The 21,141-nt window shown below is 48.5% G+C and carries 19 protein-coding genes; 3 read left to right on the plus strand and 16 right to left on the minus strand.

Annotation, left to right across the window (positions count from 1 at the left end):
• Positions 1-160: 160 nt before the first annotated feature.
• Entirely contained in the window at positions 161-1,876 is a 1,716-nt protein-coding gene (locus IEW74_RS04940) for a Na/Pi cotransporter family protein (protein WP_188662252.1), read from the plus strand.
• 12 nt (positions 1,877-1,888) lie between these two features.
• Here IEW74_RS04940 and IEW74_RS04945 read toward each other — a convergent pair whose 3' ends face one another.
• The 13 genes from IEW74_RS04945 to IEW74_RS05005 all read right to left on the minus strand — a co-directional run bounded on the left by IEW74_RS04945 (position 1,889) and on the right by IEW74_RS05005 (position 16,805).
• The gene (locus IEW74_RS04945; protein WP_188662254.1) at positions 1,889-2,317 is read right to left on the minus strand and encodes an acyl-CoA thioesterase; all 429 of its coding nucleotides are present in this window, start codon (positions 2,315-2,317) and stop codon (positions 1,889-1,891) included.
• A 3-nt stretch (positions 2,318-2,320) separates the two neighbouring features.
• Entirely contained in the window at positions 2,321-2,992 is a 672-nt protein-coding gene (locus IEW74_RS04950; protein WP_188662255.1) for a crotonase/enoyl-CoA hydratase family protein, read from the minus strand.
• A 2-nt stretch (positions 2,993-2,994) separates the two neighbouring features.
• Entirely contained in the window at positions 2,995-3,987 is a 993-nt protein-coding gene (locus tag IEW74_RS04955) for an NAD(P)H-dependent flavin oxidoreductase (RefSeq protein ID WP_188662257.1), read from the minus strand.
• Between the two features lie 71 nt (positions 3,988-4,058).
• The gene (locus IEW74_RS04960; protein ID WP_188662260.1) at positions 4,059-6,329 is read right to left on the minus strand and encodes a 3-hydroxyacyl-CoA dehydrogenase/enoyl-CoA hydratase family protein; all 2,271 of its coding nucleotides are present in this window, start codon (positions 6,327-6,329) and stop codon (positions 4,059-4,061) included.
• Positions 6,329-7,516 carry a beta-ketothiolase BktB gene (gene bktB, locus IEW74_RS04965; protein WP_188662262.1) on the minus strand — a complete coding sequence of 396 codons (1,188 nt, stop codon included), beginning with the start codon at positions 7,514-7,516 and terminating at the stop codon, positions 6,329-6,331. Before bktB ends, IEW74_RS04960 begins: the two co-directional genes overlap by 1 nt.
• Before the next feature lie 28 nt (positions 7,517-7,544).
• Entirely contained in the window at positions 7,545-9,323 is a 1,779-nt protein-coding gene (locus IEW74_RS04970) for an acyl-CoA dehydrogenase (protein ID WP_188662264.1), read from the minus strand.
• A gap of 21 nt (positions 9,324-9,344) precedes the next feature.
• A complete protein-coding gene (locus tag IEW74_RS04975; protein ID WP_188662266.1) occupies positions 9,345-11,156 on the minus strand; it encodes an AMP-dependent synthetase/ligase in 1,812 nt (603 codons plus the stop codon).
• Positions 11,157-11,184: 28 nt separating this feature from the next.
• Positions 11,185-12,000: an ABC transporter ATP-binding protein gene (locus tag IEW74_RS04980; RefSeq protein ID WP_188662268.1), complete on the minus strand. Its 816-nt coding sequence runs from the start codon at positions 11,998-12,000 to the stop codon at positions 11,185-11,187.
• Positions 12,001-12,010: 10 nt separating this feature from the next.
• Positions 12,011-13,186 (minus strand): ABC transporter substrate-binding protein, encoded by a 1,176-nt coding sequence (locus tag IEW74_RS04985; protein ID WP_188662270.1) that lies wholly within the window; start codon positions 13,184-13,186, stop codon positions 12,011-12,013.
• 56 nt (positions 13,187-13,242) lie between these two features.
• Entirely contained in the window at positions 13,243-14,286 is a 1,044-nt protein-coding gene (locus tag IEW74_RS04990; RefSeq protein WP_188662273.1) for a branched-chain amino acid ABC transporter permease, read from the minus strand.
• Between the two features lie 5 nt (positions 14,287-14,291).
• Positions 14,292-15,170, minus strand: coding sequence for a branched-chain amino acid ABC transporter permease (locus IEW74_RS04995; protein WP_188662275.1), 879 nt, complete (start codon positions 15,168-15,170; stop codon positions 14,292-14,294).
• Positions 15,171-15,173: 3 nt separating this feature from the next.
• Positions 15,174-15,962, minus strand: a complete 789-nt coding sequence (locus IEW74_RS05000; protein ID WP_229734242.1) for an ABC transporter ATP-binding protein — start codon at positions 15,960-15,962, stop codon at positions 15,174-15,176.
• 99 nt (positions 15,963-16,061) lie between these two features.
• Positions 16,062-16,805 carry a FadR/GntR family transcriptional regulator gene (locus IEW74_RS05005; RefSeq protein WP_188662280.1) on the minus strand — a complete coding sequence of 248 codons (744 nt, stop codon included), beginning with the start codon at positions 16,803-16,805 and terminating at the stop codon, positions 16,062-16,064.
• 318 nt (positions 16,806-17,123) lie between these two features.
• Here IEW74_RS05005 and IEW74_RS05010 point away from each other — a divergent pair, with 318 nt between their 5' ends.
• Both IEW74_RS05010 and IEW74_RS05015 read left to right on the plus strand, forming a co-directional pair.
• Entirely contained in the window at positions 17,124-17,894 is a 771-nt protein-coding gene (locus IEW74_RS05010; protein WP_188662283.1) for a FadR/GntR family transcriptional regulator, read from the plus strand.
• A gap of 184 nt (positions 17,895-18,078) precedes the next feature.
• The gene (locus IEW74_RS05015; protein ID WP_188662285.1) at positions 18,079-18,642 is read left to right on the plus strand and encodes a transporter substrate-binding domain-containing protein; all 564 of its coding nucleotides are present in this window, start codon (positions 18,079-18,081) and stop codon (positions 18,640-18,642) included.
• Positions 18,643-18,754: 112 nt separating this feature from the next.
• On the opposite strand, the gene IEW74_RS05020 is transcribed toward IEW74_RS05015, so the two are convergent.
• From IEW74_RS05020 to IEW74_RS05030, 3 genes are read right to left on the minus strand one after another with little or no spacing between them, the layout of a single operon-like run.
• Entirely contained in the window at positions 18,755-19,471 is a 717-nt protein-coding gene (locus tag IEW74_RS05020; RefSeq protein ID WP_229734243.1) for an ABC transporter ATP-binding protein, read from the minus strand.
• The gene (locus IEW74_RS05025; protein ID WP_188662287.1) at positions 19,455-20,174 is read right to left on the minus strand and encodes an ABC transporter ATP-binding protein; all 720 of its coding nucleotides are present in this window, start codon (positions 20,172-20,174) and stop codon (positions 19,455-19,457) included. The genes IEW74_RS05020 and IEW74_RS05025 overlap by 17 nt, the downstream gene beginning before the upstream one ends.
• Positions 20,167-21,141: a branched-chain amino acid ABC transporter permease gene (locus IEW74_RS05030; RefSeq protein WP_188662289.1), complete on the minus strand. Its 975-nt coding sequence runs from the start codon at positions 21,139-21,141 to the stop codon at positions 20,167-20,169. Before IEW74_RS05030 ends, IEW74_RS05025 begins: the two co-directional genes overlap by 8 nt.

Below are 21,141 nucleotides of genomic sequence, written 5' to 3' on the forward strand. Positions count from 1 at the left end.
TGATGAAGATTGTGGATATTTGGTTTAAACAGTTTTTTGTCACCGAACAAGCCAGAACCGAAAATGAGACCGTTCTCATAACCATCTGATAAATTGTCATTTGCTTCGATCCTGTTGTTAGATTACAGTTTTATGAAATAGTAAAAAACAGGGATATATTATGTCAAACGGCGCAGAATTGGACATTTTCACCATCATCGCGGGTTTAGGTGGTGGTCTGGCAATTTTTCTTTTTGGGTTAGAACAGCTTTCTGCAGGATTAAAAGCGGTTGCAGGCGAAAAAATGAAGACCATTCTCGCCAAACTGACCTCCAACCGATTTTTAGGCATGGCTACCGGTGCTTTTGTCACCGCCATCATTCAATCGTCTTCCGTCACCACCGTCCTTGTCGTCGGTTTTATCAGTGCCGGTCTTATGAAGCTGTCCCAATCCATCGGCATCATCATGGGTGCAAATGTCGGGACAACCATTACAGCCCAGCTCATCGCCTTTAAAATCACCCATTTTGCCATGATTATGGTCGCTATTGGTTTTTTCATGCTTTTCTTCGGACGCGGAAATAAGTTTAAACTGTACGGCAATATGATCATGGGGGTTGGGCTGGTCTTCCTCGGCATGAATTTGATGTCCGATGCCATGTACCCTTTACGTAGCTACGAGCCCTTTCTAGACCTCATGGTCAGCATGGAAAACCCGTTTTTAGGTTTGCTGGTTGGGGCCGCTTTTACAGCTCTTGTCCAGTCATCTGCTGCCACAACCGGGATTGTCATCGCCTTGGCAACACAAGGGTTGCTGTCTCTTCCCGGTGGGATTGCCCTGATATTTGGGGCAAATGTCGGTACCTGTGGCACCGCAATTCTTGCCGCAATTGGCAAACCACGCGAAGCCCTGCGCGCTGCTGTCGTCCATGTTCTGTTTAATGTGGCCGGTGTCCTTTTATGGATCGGTTTCGTCGATCAACTCGCAAGCTTTGTCCATAAAATTGGGGGCGTTGCAAACAGTACGGCCCGTGACATCGCCAATGCACATACCATCTTCAACATTGCCAATGCGTTCATTTTTATCTGGTTTGTTACCCCTTTTGCCAAGCTGGTAGAACGCCTTGTCCCCTTGGAAAGCGAAACCGGCAAAATCTCTACAAAACCAAAATATCTGGATGAACCCTTAATTTCCACACCATCCATTGCCTTAAATGCTGTGCGACTGGAAATCGGGGAACTGGGCAAACATGTTCAACGCATGATGCAGGCCATCTTGCCCGCAACCCTGACCGGGACCAATGCGTCACTGGATAAGGTCGCCGACATGGATTCAAATGTGGATAGCCTGCATATGGCAATCTTGAAATATGTTCGTAAAATCGGGGCGCAGTCCCTGGGTGAAGAAGATATGCGCGAAGTTGTCCGCCTGATGTCGGCAGCCAATCATATTGAAAACATCGGCGATTTAATCGAAACCGACCTTGTCCAAATCGGACGACGCCGGATTGAGGAACGCATCCATGTCAGCCCGGAAACAACCCGGTTATTGAAATCTTTCCACAATAAAGTTGACCATTCCATTGAACTGGCACTGGAAGCTTTGATTAACGAAGATGTTGAAATTGCCCATAAAGTCATTGACATGAAACATACCATTGCCAGTGATGCCACCGCCATTTCAGCCTTTGGGGCAACCCGTCTTTTGGCGGAAGGTGAAAACCGCCATCATACCTATTCACGCGAAATGGAGACGATGGAACGTCTGCAACGTATTTATTATTTCGCCAAACGTATCGCCAAAGGCGTCATTGCCAAGGCAGATTCACATGAACTGGAAAACTGGGACGAAGACGATCAAGACCACCCTGCCGTTCAAGCACAAACGGCAGAGTAACTCTTTTTATTCTCAGTTATACTTGGCAAAAATTTCTTTCACATCATCTGATAGAGGCGTGCTTTTCCCCGTTTCCAGATTGGCAAAAACCAGAATGGTTTCAGCCGTGCTAAAACATCCTTGCTGGCAAAACAGGCCTTGTTGCAAAGTAACCGAGCTATTGCCGATACGTTTTACCCGTGTACCGATTTCAATTTCATTGGGATAATGCACAGGGGCGAGATAACTAACGTTGATATTTGCCAAAAGCCAATTCACCTTGGCACTGAAATCATGCCCAAGATTTTTCACAAAAAAATCTGCCCGTGCGGTTTCACAATAAACAGCCGATGCAATATTGTTCAGGTGATTGAGCGCATCCATATCCGCAAACCGAAAGATTTCCGGAGTCCAAAATTTAAAATTCGCACGATCCGTCAAATTAACTTGATCTTCTGACATGGTTCACGCTCCGTACATCTCTTTATATTTTGCCAAAAAATCAGCTCGCAAAGCACGTTTGGCCTTTTGATGAGCGGGCATATTCAGGCTTGCGAGATATCCGGCAACATCATTGACGCGACGATCCAAAACATCTGCTTCCACGGCTTCATCCAGAAAACCAACATGAACCGCCTGATCCGGGGTATAGATAACGCTGTTGGCAAGGGCGGGAATTTGTGCGGGTTTTGCAAGGCGGTCTGAAACCAGATCAATGCCGTAATCCGGCATTTCCACGCCAATGGCAATTTCATTCAAACCGATTTTTGCAGAACCATGCACCCCAATGCGATAATCACAGGACAACAGCAAAATCGCCCCCATTGCCAAGGCATGACCGGCACTTTTGGCAATCACGGGACGGTCTGCATTCAACAAACGATAAGAAAGGGCAAAACCTGTTTTTAATAAACGATCACGATCCGGGCCTTCGGCTTTCATAATCTCAAGATCAAAACCGGCGCAGAAACATTTCGCACCCCCTTCCAAAACAATCGCGTCACTATCTTTTTCAGCTTCATCCAAGGCTGCGTTCATCTGCGCCGCCATTTCAAAAGACATGGCATTGGCTTTGCCATCATCCATTTTAATCACGCCGATTTTATTTTTTTGTTCAAATGTGACGATCTGGGACATTGTTATTTTTCCTCTTCCATAAATTTTTTACTTTGGTCAGCCTGTTGGGTGACAGCCTGTACATATTCCTTTTTCATGTTATGGATCAAGTCTTTAACATGCGGGACATCATCAATGGACCCAACGCCCTGCCCCGCCGACCAGATATCTTTCCACGCGCCTTGCTCCTTTTCATCCATTGTCAGTTCAGACCCGAAATCAATCTCGGTCTTATAAGGCGTTGTCGCCAAGTCAATCCCGGCACGGTCCAGACTGGGGCGTAAAAAGTTTGCATAAACACCGGAAATTTTAGGCGTATAGACAATATCTTGCGCCCGGCTTTTAACAATCATGTCTTTATAATCCGATTGAGCCATCGCTTCTTTGGTCGCAATAAAACGTGTCCCGATATAGGCGAGGTCCGCGCCCATCATTTGTGCCGTTGCCACATCGCGCCCCGATGACAAACAACCTGCCAGCAAAATGGTTTTATCGTAGAATTGGCGAATTTCACCGACCAGTGCAAAGGGGTTCATCTCACCTGCATGACCACCAGCCCCGGCACTGACGCAAATCAAACCATCGGCCCCGGCCTCTGCTGCTTTTTTGGCAAATTTCAGATTAATTACATCATGGAAAACCAGACCGCCATAGCCATGAACCTTGTCGATCAAGCTGGGAACGGCCCCCAAGGAGGTGATAATCAAGGGAACTTCGTGCTTAACGCAGATGTCAAGATCGGCCTCCAGTCTGGGATTGCTGCGATGGGCAATTAAGTTTACCCCAAACGGTGCTGCCTTTTCGCCAGTTTGAGATTCAAATTCGGCCAATTGTTGTTTAATGGTGATAACCCAATCTTCAAATCCATCACTTGTACGCTGGTTTAAGGCGGGGAACGTGCCCACCACACCGGATTTGCAGGTTTCAATGACCAGTTCGGGGCCGGACACTAAAAACATCGGCGCTGCAACAACCGGCAATTTCAGATTATCGTTAAAATTTTGCGGTAAAGTCATAGCCTTCTTTCCTTCCTAAAATAAAACGGGCCTGTTTCACCCCGAATAAAACAGACCCGATCTTTTGTGTCTTAATTTTTCAACGGCTTGCCCGTCTTCAACATATGTTGCATGCGTTCAATCGCGGCTGGTTTCGCACACAGTATAAGCACGTTTTCCAACTCAGCCGCCAATAATGACTTTTCCCAATCATCAGACAAGGCCGCCAACATGGTTTCATATGTCGTGCGTTCCACCAGTTCCTGATGACAGCCTTCACTAAAGGACGGCGCCGCCACAGGTGATAAGGCACTCAACGCCTTTGGCTTAAACGGTGTTTCTTTAAGGGCAAGGGCGCGCTTTTTCGCATCCATTAACAAACGATCCCGGTTCATGGTCACACCATCTGTGGATCGCAGATACCCCAATTCCTTGGCATGCATGGCAGAACCGGACACCATTGCCCCGGAAATGACGCGATAGGCATTTTCAATGGCCTTGTCTGAACCCAACATTTCCTGTGAACGAACCAACAATTCTTTCGTGCCACCCCATGCCGGAATAATACCGACATTATTTTCCACCAGCCCGATATAAAGTTCACTATGGGCCTGTACGGCATGGCAATGCATCAAGATTTCCACACCACCGCCAAAAGCCCGCCCGGCAGGTGCCCCGACAACCGGTATTGAAGCATATTTCAAACGCATAAAGACCTCTTGACCATAGGCGATATAGTCCCGCACATAAGCTTGATCTTCGACCTTTTCGATCAAATCCGCTAAATTGGCCCCGGCGGCAAACAACGGTCCTTCGTTATATAAGACCAGTGCCTTGTTCTCGGTTTCAGCGCGTTCACGGATTTGATCAATATTTTCCAGCAATTCTTTGGGCAAGGTGTTCATTTTTGTGCGAAATTCCAACGCCCAGACATCATCGCCCAAATCCCAGACATTTGCGGTTTCACTTTCCATCACACAAGCCTTGCGGCGTTTCAAATCCGCCAAGGTCAACACACCATCGGGGCGTGCGATGTCCACATATTGCCCTTTGGCATTCAAGCATTTTTCAACACCGTTTTCTTCAATATAAAATTTACGACCATCAGCATTGCGCAAGAAATCAGAAACCGGCAAACCGTCCGCATCCAGACGGGCAACAAATTCTTTCGTCCCGATCAAGTCGATCATTTCAAACGGCCCGAACTGCCAGTTATAACCAAGCTTCATGGCCTGATCGACGGATGTAATTTCCCCGGCAACATCGGGGACCAAGGTTGTGGCGTAGTTCAAAACCTGTGACAGAACTTTCCAACCATACACACCGCCCTTGTCAGGACTTGCCAACAATTCTGCCAACTGGCCTTTCTTCAACTGTGCACTGGCTAGTTCGGATTTCTCGAAGTTCCGATATTCAAGGTTTTGAAGATTGATCGTTTCTTTGATTTTTTTACCGTCATCGGTACGGCTCAGGCGATAAAAGCCCTGATAAACCCGCCCTTTGCGGCCGTGATAGCCCCGTTCCACCATGCCAACGATTTGCGGCAAAACATCCCGATAAGGCGCAAACGCATCGGTTTCAGGCAATAACCCACCCAAACTGGCCGTCACATCCGGCATCAAATTGATCCCGCATAGATCCCAAAGGCCGAAAATCCCGGTGCTCGGATATCCACAAGGACCGGACATGATCGCGTCCGCGTCTTCAATGCTCAGTCCATTGCGCACAGCTTCATAAACCGCTGCCTGCATCCAGAACACGCCGAGGCGGTTGGCGATAAAACCGGGGCGGTCCGCACAATGAATAACCGTTTTCCCCATCTGGATATCATTAAAAGAAGCAACGCGGTCAACCGCACTTTGTTTGGTCTCGTCTCCTTTAACAATTTCCAACAGACGCATATGGCGCGGTGGATTGAAATAATGCGTCACGATAAAATCTTCGCGCAAACGCTGAGGCATCCCTTGCATCAATGTCGCCAACGGAATGGTCGAGGTATTGGACGATACGACCGATCCGTCTTTGCGCACCGCCTCGATCTTTTGAAATAAGTCTTGTTTGATATCAAGCTTTTCAACAATAACTTCAACGATCCAGTCACAATCCGATAAAAGGTTGAGATCGTCTTCAATATTGCCGACACTCAGGCGTTTGGCTGCCTCCTGCCCCATAAACCCACCATTGGCCCCGGCTTTGATAAAACGCTCCACCGCCCCTTGGGCAATGGCATTTCGGTCCGTTGCCCCATCGGGCACAATATCCAGCAAGACAACTTCGGCCCCGCCATTGGCCGCTTGGGCGGCAATGCCTGCGCCCATAACACCGGCCCCAATGACGCCAACTTTTTTAATATCCTGCGTCATTACAGTTTCTCCACGATCATTGCGATACCCTGACCGCCACCAATACACATGGTCATCAAACCATAACGTCCATTGATGCGTTCTAATTCATACAATGTTTTCAAGGTAATGATCGATCCTGTCGCACCAACCGGATGACCAAGACTGATACCGCTGCCGTTGGGATTAACTTTTGCCGGATCGAAATCAAGTTCGCGTGAAACTGCCATTGCTTGTGCTGCAAATGCTTCGTTGGATTCAATCACATCCATATCAGCAACACGTAACCCGGCACGTTGCAAGGCTGCAGGTGCCGCACAAATGGGGCCAAGGCCCATAACATTGGGGGCAACCCCACCAAAACCGTATGATACAATGCGCGCACGAGGTTTCAGGCCGCGTTTTTCCGCTTCGCTTTCGGTTGTTAAAACCATTGCACAAGCCGCATCATTAATGCCGGAAGCATTCCCCGCCGTGACAATGCCCTCTTTTTTAAAGGCAGGCGGTAATTTTGCCATGCCTTCAACTGTTGCATCCATGCGGATATGTTCATCCGTATCAAAGGTAAACGATTTGCGGCCTTTTTTAACTTCAACCGGAACAATCTGGCTTTTGAAATAACCTTTTTCCGTTGCGTTTTGGGCGCGACGATGACTTTCCACCGCATATTCGTCCAGTTCTTCGCGGCTTAAGCCATATTGTTCGGCAATGCGTTCGGCTGTCATGCCCATATGACCACTGTCAAACGGGTCTGCCAGAACACCTGTTGTCATATCATACAAACGACCATCACCCATGCGTTGACCAAAACGTGCACTTTCCAAATAATAAACGCCCCGGCTCATGACCTCAGCCCCACCGGCCAAAGCCAGTTTACAATCACCCAACATCAACATTTGCGCGGCTGAGATTAAAGACTGAATGGATGATCCACACAGACGGTTCATATGAAAGGCAACCGAGCTTTCTTTCATCCCGGCATTCAGGGCAATATGGCGCGACAGATAAGCATCCTGCGCCCCGGTCGTGATAATATGCCCAAAGACAGAATGTTCGATATCTTCTGCCGGAACGCCGGATTTTGAAATCGCTTCTTTGGCTGCAATGGTGCCAAGGTCCGCCGGACTAAATCCACTGAGGCTGCCACCAAAACCACCGATCGCGGTTCTTGCACCATCAACAATAACTACATTTTCAAGGTTGGACATTTTTGTCTCTCCGTTTTCTTTGAATTTCTTAGAATTGATCGTCGCTCAGTCCCCAAACGGCATCCGTGCCATCCAGAACGATACTGAGGCAGGCCTCAACCTGCGGTAAAATGTGAGTGATATAAAAATCAGCGCAGGCGACTTTCCCTTTGAGAAAATCCGTATTCGCATCACTTTGTCCCTGCTGCGCCATCGCAATAGAGGCCGCCTTCAACATCAGATAACCACCAATGGCGTATCCCCAGACATCCAGATAAGCAACAGCGGTTGCCGCCACGTTTGCCGGGCCGGATTTGGCCCGTTTCAACATCAAATCCAAGGCCGCGTCACAATGATCCAGTGATTTTAAAACCTTGGCTTTCCCATCTTGCAAACGCCCGTCCTGATATCCGATGACATCTTCTTTCCATTGCGCGAGCAAACGGCGCGCGGTCGCACCTTCGTCACGCAATGTCTTGCGAAAAACAAAATCATTGGCTTGAATGGCCGTTGTGCCTTCGTAAATCGTAATGATACGGGCATCGCGGTAATATTGTGCTGCCCCGGTTTCTTCGATGAAGCCCAAACCGCCGTGAACTTGAAGACCAAGCGAGGTCATCTCCACCCCGCGTTCGGTACACCATGCTTTGATAATCGGTGTTAAAAATTCCGCATCCGCCTGTACAGACTGACGGCGCGTTTTATTGTCTTCATAATGCGCTAGATCAAGCTGTGCCCCGCCCCAATAGGTCAAGGCACGCATGGCTTGGGTCTGGCTTTTCATATGCATCAACAGACGCCGCACATCGGGATGTTTGATAATTGTATCACCGGGTTGTCCGTTAAACGGTACGCCTTGTATCCGTTCCTTGGCGTAAGCCACGGCCTTTTGATAGGCCCGTTCCGCCAAGGATACACCTTGCAAACCAACTTCAAAACGCGCACGGTTCATCATCACGAACATATATTCCAGCCCGCGATTTTCTTCGCCGATCAGATAACCAACCGCACCGTCTTCATCCCCATAAGACATAACGCATGTCGGGCTGGCATGAATCCCCAACTTATGTTCCAGCGAAATCGCCCGCAGATCATTGCGTGCCCCCAGACTACCGTCTGCATTCACCAGATATTTCGGGACGATAAACAGGGAAATCCCTTTGACCCCTTCCGGTGCGTCCGGTGTGCGTGCCAAAACAAGATGAACGATATTGTCTGAAAGTTCATGGTCCCCATAAGAAATAAAGATCTTCGAACCTGAAATCAGATAATGATCACCATTTGGTACCGCCTTGGTTCGAACAGCGGCCAGATCCGAGCCAGCTTGCGGTTCGGTCAAGTTCATGGTGCCAGTCCATTCCCCGCTGATCAGCTTGGGAAGGTAGCGTTCTTTTAAGGCATCACTGGCATGGCGTAAAATCGCATCCCCGGCCCCTTGGTTCAACAAAGGCCAAAGGGAAAAGGCAAGGTTCGCACTTTGAAACATTTCAGCGACACTGCCTGCAACAACTTCGGGGAAGCCTTGCCCGCCATAAGCCGTTGAACTGCCCAGACCGACCCAGCCGCCTTGCGCCACCGCATCATAGGCCGCTTGCCAGCCCTCTGGCGTGACGACCTTGCCATCAATCAGTTTTGATCCTTGTTGGTCCCCGGTTTCATTTAAGGGGGCGAGAACCTGTTCCGCCAGTTTTGCGGCTTCTTCAGTAACGGCCTCGACCATATCCCAAGACAGGTCGTCATTACCGATTTTATCAAAAATTTGATCGTAGTTCGCCATATGTCGCACGACAAAACGAATGTCGTCCAACGGTGCTTTATAAGTCGTCATTTCTCTATTCCTTGTCACAGATCAGGCGTAAAGGGCCTCAATTTCTGTTTCATATTTCTGCGTAATGCTTGCACGCTTGATCTTCATGGTTGCGGTGACTTCGCCATCGTCATGGTCCAGTTCTTTGGTCAGCAGGTGGAATTTGCGGATATGGGCAACCGTTGCCATTTTCTCATTTTGAGTCTTAATCTCGTTTTCCACCAATTCCCGAACAGCGGGGTTTTCTGCCAAATTTTTGAAATTTGTATAAGGAATTTGCTGGCTTTCCGCCCATTGACCAACCGTTTCAGGATCAATCTGGATCAAGGCAGAGACAAATTTGCGTTTTTCCCCAATCACAATACATTCCTTGATGTAAGGGCTGGCCTTCATTGTATTTTCAATTTCTGTGGGGCTGAGGTTTTTACCCCCGGCGGTGATCATAATATCTTTCAAACGATCAACAATGCGCACATGCCCGTCTTCGATGCGCACCACATCCCCTGTGTGCAGCCAACCATCCACGATGGTCTGTTTGGTTGCTTCTTCATTTTTGTAATATCCGGCAAAAACCAAATCGGATTTCACCAGCAACTCGCCGGTTTCTTCATCTGCGCGTAGTTCGGCATTGAAAACACCGGGGCCAACTGTACCAAGCCGGATATCTTGCAGGGTTTGTGACGTAACCATCCCGGTGGTTTCCGTCTGTCCATACACTTCGATAAACGGCAAACCGATTGTGCGAAAGAAATTAAGGATAAAGGGCGAAACCGGGGCCGCACCACTCATCACCGTATGGGCGCGACGCAAACCGACAAAATTCTGTAACGCGCGAAAGAACAGCCAATAAGCCAACTGGAATTTCAATTTCTCGCCCAATGTGCGTTCATGGGCCGGTTTCAGATTAAACGGTTCACATATTTTCAGCATTTTTTGATAAAGGGCATAACGCCAGCCGCCAGCTTCCACCATTTTGATATGAATGGCAGATTGCAATTTTTCCCAAATGCGCGGCACACCCAAAAACAAATGCGGTGCCACTTCGCGTACATCTTGCTGCACGGTGCGAATAGATTCCCCAAAATTCACCTGATAAGCCCCGCAAATCGCGCCATATACGGTCAAAAGCTGTTCTGCCACATGGCACAAGGGTAAATAAGAAAGGTAGCGTTCGCCTTGTTTAACACCCAATGTTTCCAACACGGCATGGCCTTCTGCGCGCATGTTTTTATAAGACAGCATCGCGCCTTTGGGACGTCCGGTCGAACCGGATGTGTAAACCATCAAACCAATATCGGATAACGTCTGTTGTGCCAGCCCTTCTTCCAGTGCGCTTAAATGAGCCTCTGCCCGTTTGGCACCAGCTTGGACCACATCATCAAACAAAAGAACCTTATCTGCCGGATAACTACGAAAACCTTTATGTTCCAAAACGATGATCTTTTTCATTTTGGGCAGGCTGTCCCAGCTTTCCAAAATTTTATCTGTCTGTTCCTGATCTTCACAGACAATAACTTCCACATCCCCGTGTTCCAGAACGTAGGCGACCTCTTCGGCGGGGCTGGTCGGATAAACCCCGACTGAAATGGCCCCTAAAATATTCGCAGCCATTTGGGATGTCACCCATTCCCAGCGATTTTCCGATAAAATGCCGAGGTGACTGCCTTTGCACAGTCCCAGTTCTTGCAAACCCAGCGCAAAATGACAGCTGCGCATATAATAATCGTGCCACGTAATCGGTTGCCAGATACCATGATCTTTTTGACGCAAGGCAACCTCGTTGGGAATATCGCGGGCATGGGCCTGCAACATTTGCGGGATGGTCAATTCCGGTAAGGATATGTTTGCATTCATTCTTAAAACGTCCCGTATTCTTTTTCTTTTAGGAAAGCCAGCGTTTGCGGCGTTTATAATGTTTGACGTCACGGAAGGATTTACTTTCGCCTTCACCGTGCCCGCCCATGCCCAGATAGAATTCCTGAACGTCTGAATCGCTGGTCAGCACGTCTGTCGGACCATCCAGAACGATCTTGCCCGTTTCCATGATGTAGCCGTAGTCCGCAACGGCAAAGGCCATTGCCGCATTTTGCTCCACCAACAGCATGGAGGTTCCCTGCTCGTTATTGATCCGCGCAATAATGGAGAAAATTTCTTCGGTAAACAGCGGAGACAAACCAAGGGACGGTTCATCCAGCAAGATGATTTTCGGATTGGCGATCAAGGCCCGCCCGATAGCCAGCATTTGTTGTTCCCCACCGGATAGATAGCCTGCCAGACCGTCCCGGCGTTCATAAAGGCGGGGGAAATATTCATAGACCAGCTCAAAACGTTTTTTGGCCTTATTCAGATCATCGGCGTAAGTGGCGGCAGTCAGGTTTTCTTCAACGCTTAAATCTTCAAAAACACGACGACCTTCCATGACATGAAACAAACCACGGCGCACCAGACCATGTGGGCTATCTTCACGAACGGCCTTGCCATCAAACATGATCTCGCCGGATTTAACTTCGCCTTTTTCCAGTTCCAACAGTCGTGAAATGGCTTTTAAAGTCGTGGATTTCCCTGCCCCGTTTGAACCGAGGAGGGCGACAACCGCCCCCTTCGGCACAGACAGTGACAAGCCCCGCAACACCTGAACAGTGTTGTTGTAAACAACTTCGATGTTGCGGATATCCAAAATGGGTGACTCGCTTGTCATAAGTTTTTCCTTAGTCCAGATTGATCCAGTCGGAAGCTGCAACCATTTGTTTTTTCGCAGCATCGTACTGATAAACCCGACCAACCGGGACTGAGTTCCCTTTCACGGAAACAGGCACACCGATCACCCCGCCGGTATCAAAATCTTTAATGGCTTGCAGGCCGGCTTTCAGGTTCGCCCCGTTCAGTTCTTTGCCTGCTTTCACCGTATTGCGCGCCGCTTCCGCCATCATCATGGTGCTGAAGAAACCCTGCATATAGGCATTGCTTTGATAGGTATTACGCATGGAACGGATCTTATCCAGCATCGGTGCATTATCCGCCGTGGTGTAATAATAGTTATACGGCATCACGCCCATGAACCCATCGGCAACATCACCCATTTTGCCAACCATTGAATTGTCCATAGACCAGAATGTACCCATGAATTTGGTCTTCAGGCCCATAGAACGTGCTTGTGTGATAAATTCCGGGATCGGTGCCAAAACATAACCGTGGAAGATTACAAAATCAGGACGTGCACGGCGCATTTTTAAAACTTCGGTAGATACATCCACACCACCCGGTGCGGTGGAAATCACAAGGTTCATATCAAGGCCGAGTGCCTTGGCACTTGCTTTGGCCCCTTCAACCGGATCACGACCGAATTCTGTATCAGAATGTACAAACCCAACTTTCGCACCCGGTTTTTCCTTGGCGATATATTCCAGCAAAATACCAACCATGTCGGTATAGCTCGGCCCCGGAATAAAGATATTCGGGTATTTCTTCGGATCATCCAACTCAGATGCAAAGGATGCACCTGCCATCAACATTTTTCCAGAACGGTCCAGTTCCGGTGCGATGGTTTTGGAAAAAGCCGTTGAATCCCCATAATAAAGGTTTACATCATGCTGGCTGGTAATTTTGTTAAAGGCCGCAACGGACGCATCCACCTTGTAAGCTGTATCTTCCGGTACATAGACCAGCTTGTGACCTTCAATACCGCCATTGTCGTTGGTGATTTTAACCGCATCCTGAATACCGGCATGAATACCAACACCGGCAAAGGCAAAGACACCTGTCAACGGAATGGAACCGCCGAGAACGATATCCTTTTTATCAGCCGCATGTGCTGCACCAACCATCAGACCGGCACCCAGTGCAACGGCTGTGGCTCGTTTTGCTATCTTGTGAAAAATAGACATTGATTACTCCCTGTTAGGATCGTGTTTAAGTTAAAATTTGACAGTTTTTTATTGTCTCAGGTCCGAAACGGCCAGAGATGGAAGAACCGCCGGATATTGCGCCAAATTTCGGCCAAACCGTCCGGTTCAAAGATAAGGAAAAAGATGATCAGCCCGCCAAAAACGATGATCCGTACAGGTGACATCACCGCAACCGCATCCGGCCAAATCGGGGATAACACGCCCACCATCATTTTCAGAATTTCCGGCACCATCGTCATAAAGACTGCGCCCAAAATACCGCCGAGGATTGAGCCCATGCCACCAACGATAATGGCCGCCAAAAAGAAGATCGACATCATCAAGGGAAAGCTTTCCGGCGTAATCACACGGAAGAAATAAGCCCATAAGCCCCCGGCAACACCAGCGTAAAAAGACGAGATCGCAAAGCTCAACAACTTATAACGCAACAGACGGATACCCAAAACCTCGGCAGAAATGTCCCGATCCCGAATGGCGATAAAGGCACGCCCGATGCGGGTGCGAAACAGGTTCGCCGCCCCAAACAACATGACAACGGTGATCGGCATGATGATCCAATAAACCTGATTGGGCTGCACCAGTTCAAACCCGAAGATAGACGCAGGCGGCATGGTCAGACCGGACACACCGCCTGTTACGCTTGTCCAGTTTGCAAAAACAAAATGCAAAATGACAGACGCAGCAATCGTTGCAATCGCCAGATATAAGCCCTTAACCCGCAAGCTCGGTAATCCAACGACGACACCAACCAAAGAGGCCGCTCCACCTGCAATCAGCAAGTTTAACAAAAACGGTGTCCCGGCGTTGATTTCAAGGATTGCGACCGTATAGGCGCCAACGCCCATAAAGGCAGCTTGGCCTAAACTCACCAGGCCAGTAAATCCGGTTAAAATGTTCAATCCGGTGGTGCTGACAATATTGATCAAAACCAGACAAACCAGATAACCGATATATTGTCCGCTGATAAACGGCAGAACCAACAAGGCTGCTGCCAAGGCTACCATCCATGCGCGCTGCACGTTCGTGTCGAACAGGGCTGCATCATGGAGATAATTTTCTTTTGCTGTACCAATACGCATATCACTTACAACCGTTCAATTTCATGTGTACCGAAAAGCCCATAAGGACGAACGACGAGAACCAGAACCAGCAGACAGAAGGTCGCCAGCATCTTGTATTCTCCACCCAAATAAGCCCCGGCGTAGGTTTCGATTATGCCGACCAAGACCCCGGCAATCAGGGCACCCAACAAGCTGTCCAAACCGCCGACAATCACGACGACCAGAACAGACAGGCCGTACACCCCCATGTTGGGTGAAATTCCGCCGATGGACCCGACCAGAATGCCTGCCCCGGCAGAAATCATCGCCGTAATGACCCAAACGCTGGAAAAAACCCCGGGAACGTTAATCCCCATTGAATAGGCCGCTGCTTGATCACCTGCTGTGGCGCGCAAGGCAACACCACCGCGCCATGTGCGAAAAACAATCAGGAACAGGCCCAGAACAACCGCTGCAATAGCAAAGGCATAACCAACTTTGGATGATAAATAAGCTTCCCCGATAAAGATCGGATCAGATGGCATAAATTCGACCAGACGCTGCGGGTTTGCCCCCCAGATAATCTCGACCAAACCCACCAGAACGCTGCCTAAACCGATGGTGACCATAAAGATGGAAATTGCGCTTTCACCCAACATCGGGCGAATGATCAAACGTTCAATCACGCCACCCATCAGGCCTGTAACGAGAATAGCCAACGGAATGGCCGCCCACATCGGCAAGGCTAGTCCCGCGCTGAACCCCATGAAAACATAAGCACCGAACATCAATATCTCGCCGATTGCCATATTGACAACACGGGTCGCCTTATAAATCAGAACAAGGGCCAAACCGGTCAGGGCATAAAGACCGCCACTGCCGACCCCGGCTAATCCGATTTCGCTGAAAAACAACCAATCCATAGCTTATTTTCCCTCCTTGAATTTTTTGCGAAGGGCCGCAACATCACCGGAACCCAAGTAAGCGGAAATCACATCGGGATGCGCCTGAACATCACCGGGCAAACCTTCGGTAATGACTTTGCCAAAATTCAAACAGACCACATGATCAGACAGGTCCATGACCAGTCCCATGTCGTGTTCCACCATTAAAACCGTCACGCCCCATTCTTCTTTCACATCCAGAATGAAACGGGCCATATCTTCGGTTTCTTCGCGGTTCATGCCCGCGACAGGTTCATCCAGAAGCAGGATTTTCGGCTGCATGGCCAAGGCACGCGCCAGTTCCACCCGTTTTTGCAACCCATAAGACAGATTGGCAACGGATTGATTACGGATATGATCAATTTCCAAAAAATCAATGATACGTTCTTCGATTTCACGGCGCAGTTCACATTCTTCACGCCGGGCGCGCCCAAAATAAAACAAGGCATCCAGAACATTGGTTTTCAAATGGGCGTGACGACCCAGTTTGATATTGTCTAAAACCGTCATCCCTTTAAACAGGGCAATATTTTGAAAGGTTCGCGCCATGCCGCGTTCAGCTCGCTCCGGCGCCGTGATTTTATTCACGTTCTCGCCTAAGAAACGCACATCGCCTTCACTCGGTTTATAAAAACCGGATATGGAATTAAACAAAGACGTCTTTCCCGCCCCGTTTGGCCCGATCACGGATGTAATCGATCCCTCTTTCACACTGAAAGACACGTTGGACAATGCTTTGACCCCGCCAAATGACAGGCTGACACGATCCACCGCCAATATTTCCTGATTTAAGAGCGGAGGTTCTATCGACCGCGCGCTCTGTGATACTTGCCTCATCTGCATTGCTTTCTTCTTTTTGAAGTTTCCCTGTTAATGCTCTTTATCGATCCAGTATTTCGACGTCACCGGATCATCGAAATTGACACCCACGCCCAGCAGGCCTTTTTCAAAATCGAGAATATGTTTCTTCATCCAACTCAGCGCCTTATCCCGATCACCGGCTTCCAACGCCTCCAGTAAGATACGGTGCGCGTCATAAAGACGTTGCGCCCCGATCGGTGCCTTTTCAAAAATCTGCTGAGTAGAAGCATAAATCAGCTGACCAACCGGTTCATAAGCCATAACCATCACCGCATTTTCCGTGGCACGCGCCAATGTGGTGTGAAATTCCATATCCAGTCGCGCCAGCGTTTCCGGCTCCGTCATGGACATACGGGTCTGCGTCAAATTTTCACGCAGCGCGCTAAACAACACCGCGTTATCATGCTGCAAGGCATTTTCAATGGACGCCATTTCAACAAAGCTGAGATATTCCACAAGATCGCGGTAGGTCGCACGCTGCATCAAAAGGGTGCGCTTGATCTGTGCGCTCATCAAATTGCTTTTGGGACGATCCACACTCAGCCTGCGCCCTTTTCGACGCGTCAACAAACCCAGATATTCCAGAACGCGCACCCCTTCGCGAATGGTGTTACGGCTGACACCGAATTGTTTTTCCAATTCCGCTTCCGTACCAATTTGGTCGCCTTGGGAAAGCTCCCCGCGCATGATTTTCATTTCAATCGCTTCAACCACCTGATTAAAGGCAGGTTGAAGGGACAATTTCTCAAACATCCAACAGCCTCCCTTATAATTATTGGTTTAAATGATCTTTGGATCTTCGCATTGTCGGACAATAGGACTTTATAAAATTATGTTCGCCAATCAAGCATTTTTTGAAATTTTATTATGTGCAGTGCAGCGATGCCTTATATCCCCTGCGTCAAGCACTACACAGCCTGACACATTCAGTCGGTAAAGAATGAGAATGAAGAGCAAATGCATAAAAGATTCGAGGTAACAACCCTAATGACAAGTCCGCCTATCTCCACTATATTCGCGGGAATTAGCACGCCTTTGTTCAAAGGCTCAATCGGGACTCTCGTACTTCTTATGAAAAAACAAAAATTCGAAAAGCTTGAAATCTTACCTGCCTATCGTCAGGTCGCCGATGCAATCGAACAGCAAATCATGGAAGGCCTGATCAAACCCGAAGAACCCATCGGTACAGAAGCCGACCTTGTTGAACAATTCGGTGTCAACCGATCCACGGTTCGCGAGGGCATCCGCCTGTTGGAACAAAGCGGTATGTTGCGCCGGGGTGAAAAACGCCGCCTTTATGTGTCCCTTCCCGGGTATGACAAACTGGCAACACGCATCAGCCGTTCCTTGGTCCTGCATAAAGTTACCTTTCGCGAACTGGTGGAATCACTGGAAATTCTGGAACCTAAAACCATTGAATTGGCTGCAAAACATATCACCGATGACCAGCTTGACCGTTTGGAACGCAATGTGCGTGAAACCGAAGAGAAACTGAACGATAAAAACGAACTCGCCCGCCTTGATACCGAATTCCACAGCATAATAGCCGAAGCCGCACAAAACCGCGTCTTTATTCTGGCGCGTGAACCCTCCGGCTTGCTGATTTATCCGGCAACCCAGTATATTTTCGAAACGGTACCCGAAGCCCCGTCCCGCCTGCTGGAAGCCCATAAAATCATGCTTGATGCACTGCGCAAGCATGATGTGGTAGAAGCTAAATCATGGATGTATAAACATGTGCGGGATTTTGTGAAAGGCCTGATACGCACCGGTGTCGATCTGGATGGCCCCATCGCCAAGCCGCATCTGGAACATTTATTCAGCCTGGATACTTATCTCTAAAACCTGGACGTATTCTGTGGTATTCTTCTCTTGAAACGAGAAACTCACTAAAACAGGAAACCACAGCACCGTGCTCTCAAGTAAACGAACACTGATATGTTGCCTGGTTGCAATCCTTGGAGGCTATATCAATCCTGCATTTTCTGAAGATCACTCTTCCCTGAAAGTCGCGGTATCTTTTGAAATGATAAAAGGCCTTCCTCAAAATGCGCGCTGTCTGGAACGGGTTGAAGAAACACTTCATAATGTATCTGTGCAGGATATGCCGTGGAAACGGATTGTTGAGTCCCTGAAATTGGGCAAATCCGATATAACCCCTTGCATCTTCAAAACACCTGAGCGCGAAACCTTTCTGGACCTTTATGGCCCGATTGCCATGCTGCCGGTTATCCTTGTTCGACGAGACGGGCAGGATATCCACCTTGGTAACATCAAGGATTTCCACGGGGTTTTCTTACGCGGTACGTCTCTGATAAAAGACTATACGACTAAATCCATGCGTGTTTCAGAAACCTCACACATCCGCAACATTTTGGAAATTATCCGAAACGGCCGCGCCGATTATTCCCTCATGCCGGGCAATTTCATCGAAGACCGCAACACCGCTGGCCTCAGTATCAGCGTCATTGATGAAATTCCGCTTTACATCGGTATTAGCAAAAAATCCCCACAGAAGACACTCATTTGGGACCAGCTATCCCGCAATGTAGCGATCGTCAGCCGCAATATATCCATTTCCAATCGTTAATCGACTTTTCCATAAAAAAACGGCCCTATCATTAAAAATGACAGAGCCAGTATCCCTTATTAAATAAGGGCATTAAACCAAATCTAGGGATTATTTGGTCTAAGTTCGTAATTTATGCCGTTCTTGCAAAATACAGATCTTCAAGACGCTGTAAGTCCACAGCTTCACGCGGTTCGGACAAAGTAACTTTACCGGCCTGCATCAAATAAACATGATCGGCAATTTTCAAAGCCTGATTGGTGTTTTGTTCCACCAACACAATTGTCATCTTATCTTCTTTCAACTCCCGAAAGATTGAAAAAATTTCATTGGTCATCACCGGGGACAAGCCAAGCGAAGGTTCATCAACCAGACAGATTTCAGGTTCTTCCATCAATCCACGGCCAATGGCCAGCATTTGCGCCTCGCCCCCTGACAGGGTTCCGGCTTCCTGATTACGCCGTTCTTTCAAACGTGGAAACAACTGGAAAACATGATCACGGTTTTTTTCCATCGATTTGCGTGTTTTCTTCGGATAAGCCCCCATAATAAGGTTTTCTTCCACGCTTAAATCAGAAAAGAGCAAACGCCCTTCCGGGATCATAACCAAACCATCGTTAATCCGGTTCCATGTCGGTTCTTTAACGTAGCTTTGTCCCTTAAAACGGATATCGCCTGCGCGCGGTTCAATCAGTCCCATCAGGGTTTTCAAAAACGTACTTTTCCCGGCACCGTTCGGACCAACAATTGTTGTGGTCCGTCCGGCCTCAAACGTCAGCGACAAATCCCAAAAGACTTCCATCGCCCCGTAACCGGCACTTAATTTTTCAGTCTCAAGCAGGTACTTCACCGGTGTAACTCCTTACTACTTCGGGGTTGCGGAATGTTTCTTCGGGATCGCCATCGGCAATAACCTTGCCAAAGTTAAAGACCACAACGCGGTCACACATATTCATAATTGTTTCAATATCGTGTTCAATCACAATCATGGACAGGGAATACTTCTCGCGAATGTTCTTCAGGGTTTGCATGAACAGCTTTTTACTGGTCGTCTCCAAACCGGCCAAAACTTCATCCAGCATTAACAAAGTCGGTTCTGTTGCCAACGCCTTGGCAACCTCAAGGGCTTTACGCTCCGTCAAGGCCAGTTCAGTTGCCGCGTCTGCCTCTGCCTTATGCAGCAGATTGACAGATTCCAAAATTTCATCAATTCGCTCTTGCTTGACCTTGCCATCGGGACGGCCAAAACGTTGGGCAACAATAAGATTTTCACGCACGCTCAGTTCATGCATGGGTTGGGGAATTTGAAATGTCCGCCCAATCCCGAACGTCACCCGCTGATGCATGGAAGACTTTAAAATATCATGTCCCTCATAAGTCACACTGCCCGCCGTTGGGCGTACAGTGCCGGACAAAACATTAAAACTTGTCGTTTTACCTGCCCCGTTCGGACCAACCAGCCCCAGAACTTCATGTGTCTGAACTTCAAAACTCACGTCCTGAAGGGCGCGCACACCGCCAAAATTCACACTTAGATTTTCGACTTTAAGCATGTTGTGCTTCCCCCCGTTTGTTATCTGCTTTTTTTCGCGTAAACAGGTTGGTAATCACCGGCAACAAACCGGACGGGCTGAGAATAATCATTCCGGCCAGCATCACCCCAAGGATCAATTGGTGCCCTTGCGGTATCAGGTTTTTAAAGACCAGTTGATCCACCAGATAAATAAACAACGCCCCTAAAACCGGACCGCTTAGCGTGCGGTAGCCCCCGAAAATTGCCGCGACAATCGGAAAGACCGTCCATGTCCCGGAAAACGCATAATCGGGTTCAAGAAAGTTAATATAATGCGCATTAAATGCCCCGACCGCACCGGTCATAAAGGCAGACACAAGCAACATAACAACTTTCAAATAGGTTGCGGGAACCCCGACAATCCGTGTTGCCAGTTCAGAATCATGCATGGCTTTTAACGCCAAACCATAGGAACTGCGACGGATGAAGTAATAGGTAATCAACATCAGGGTAACGATATTCAAAATAACGATATAGCCGCCTAATTTTGTCCCAAAATCAACCCCGGCAAAAACAGGCAAAGACGGAATACTGAGCAACCCACCAGCCCCACCGGTCAAGCCCGTGGCTTCGGTTGCCAGAATTTTAAAAATTTCGGCATAAGCCAGGATGGCCAAGGCGAAATAAGGACCGCGTAATCGAAGCGCCGGCATCATAAAGATAGACGACAAACTCGCACCGACCCCACCGACAACAAGAGCGACAAAGACGGGCACCCCATAATCCATCGTTAAGACAGCCGATGTATAAGCCCCAACACCAAAGAAAGCGGCGTGTCCGAAACTGACCATCCCGCCAAGATTACCAAGCAAGGCCCAGGCCACCGCAACACCGGCAATAATTAAGGCCGATGCGACAAGACCGATTAAGTAATCATTATCGCCAAGGAAAAACGGAACGCCAAGATACATGACGCCCAACATGAGTGCAGAAATTTTAATATTCAT

Origin of the sequence: Terasakiella brassicae (assembly GCF_014641495.1) — a bacterium.
GTDB lineage: Bacteria > Pseudomonadota > Alphaproteobacteria > Rhodospirillales > Terasakiellaceae > Terasakiella > Terasakiella brassicae.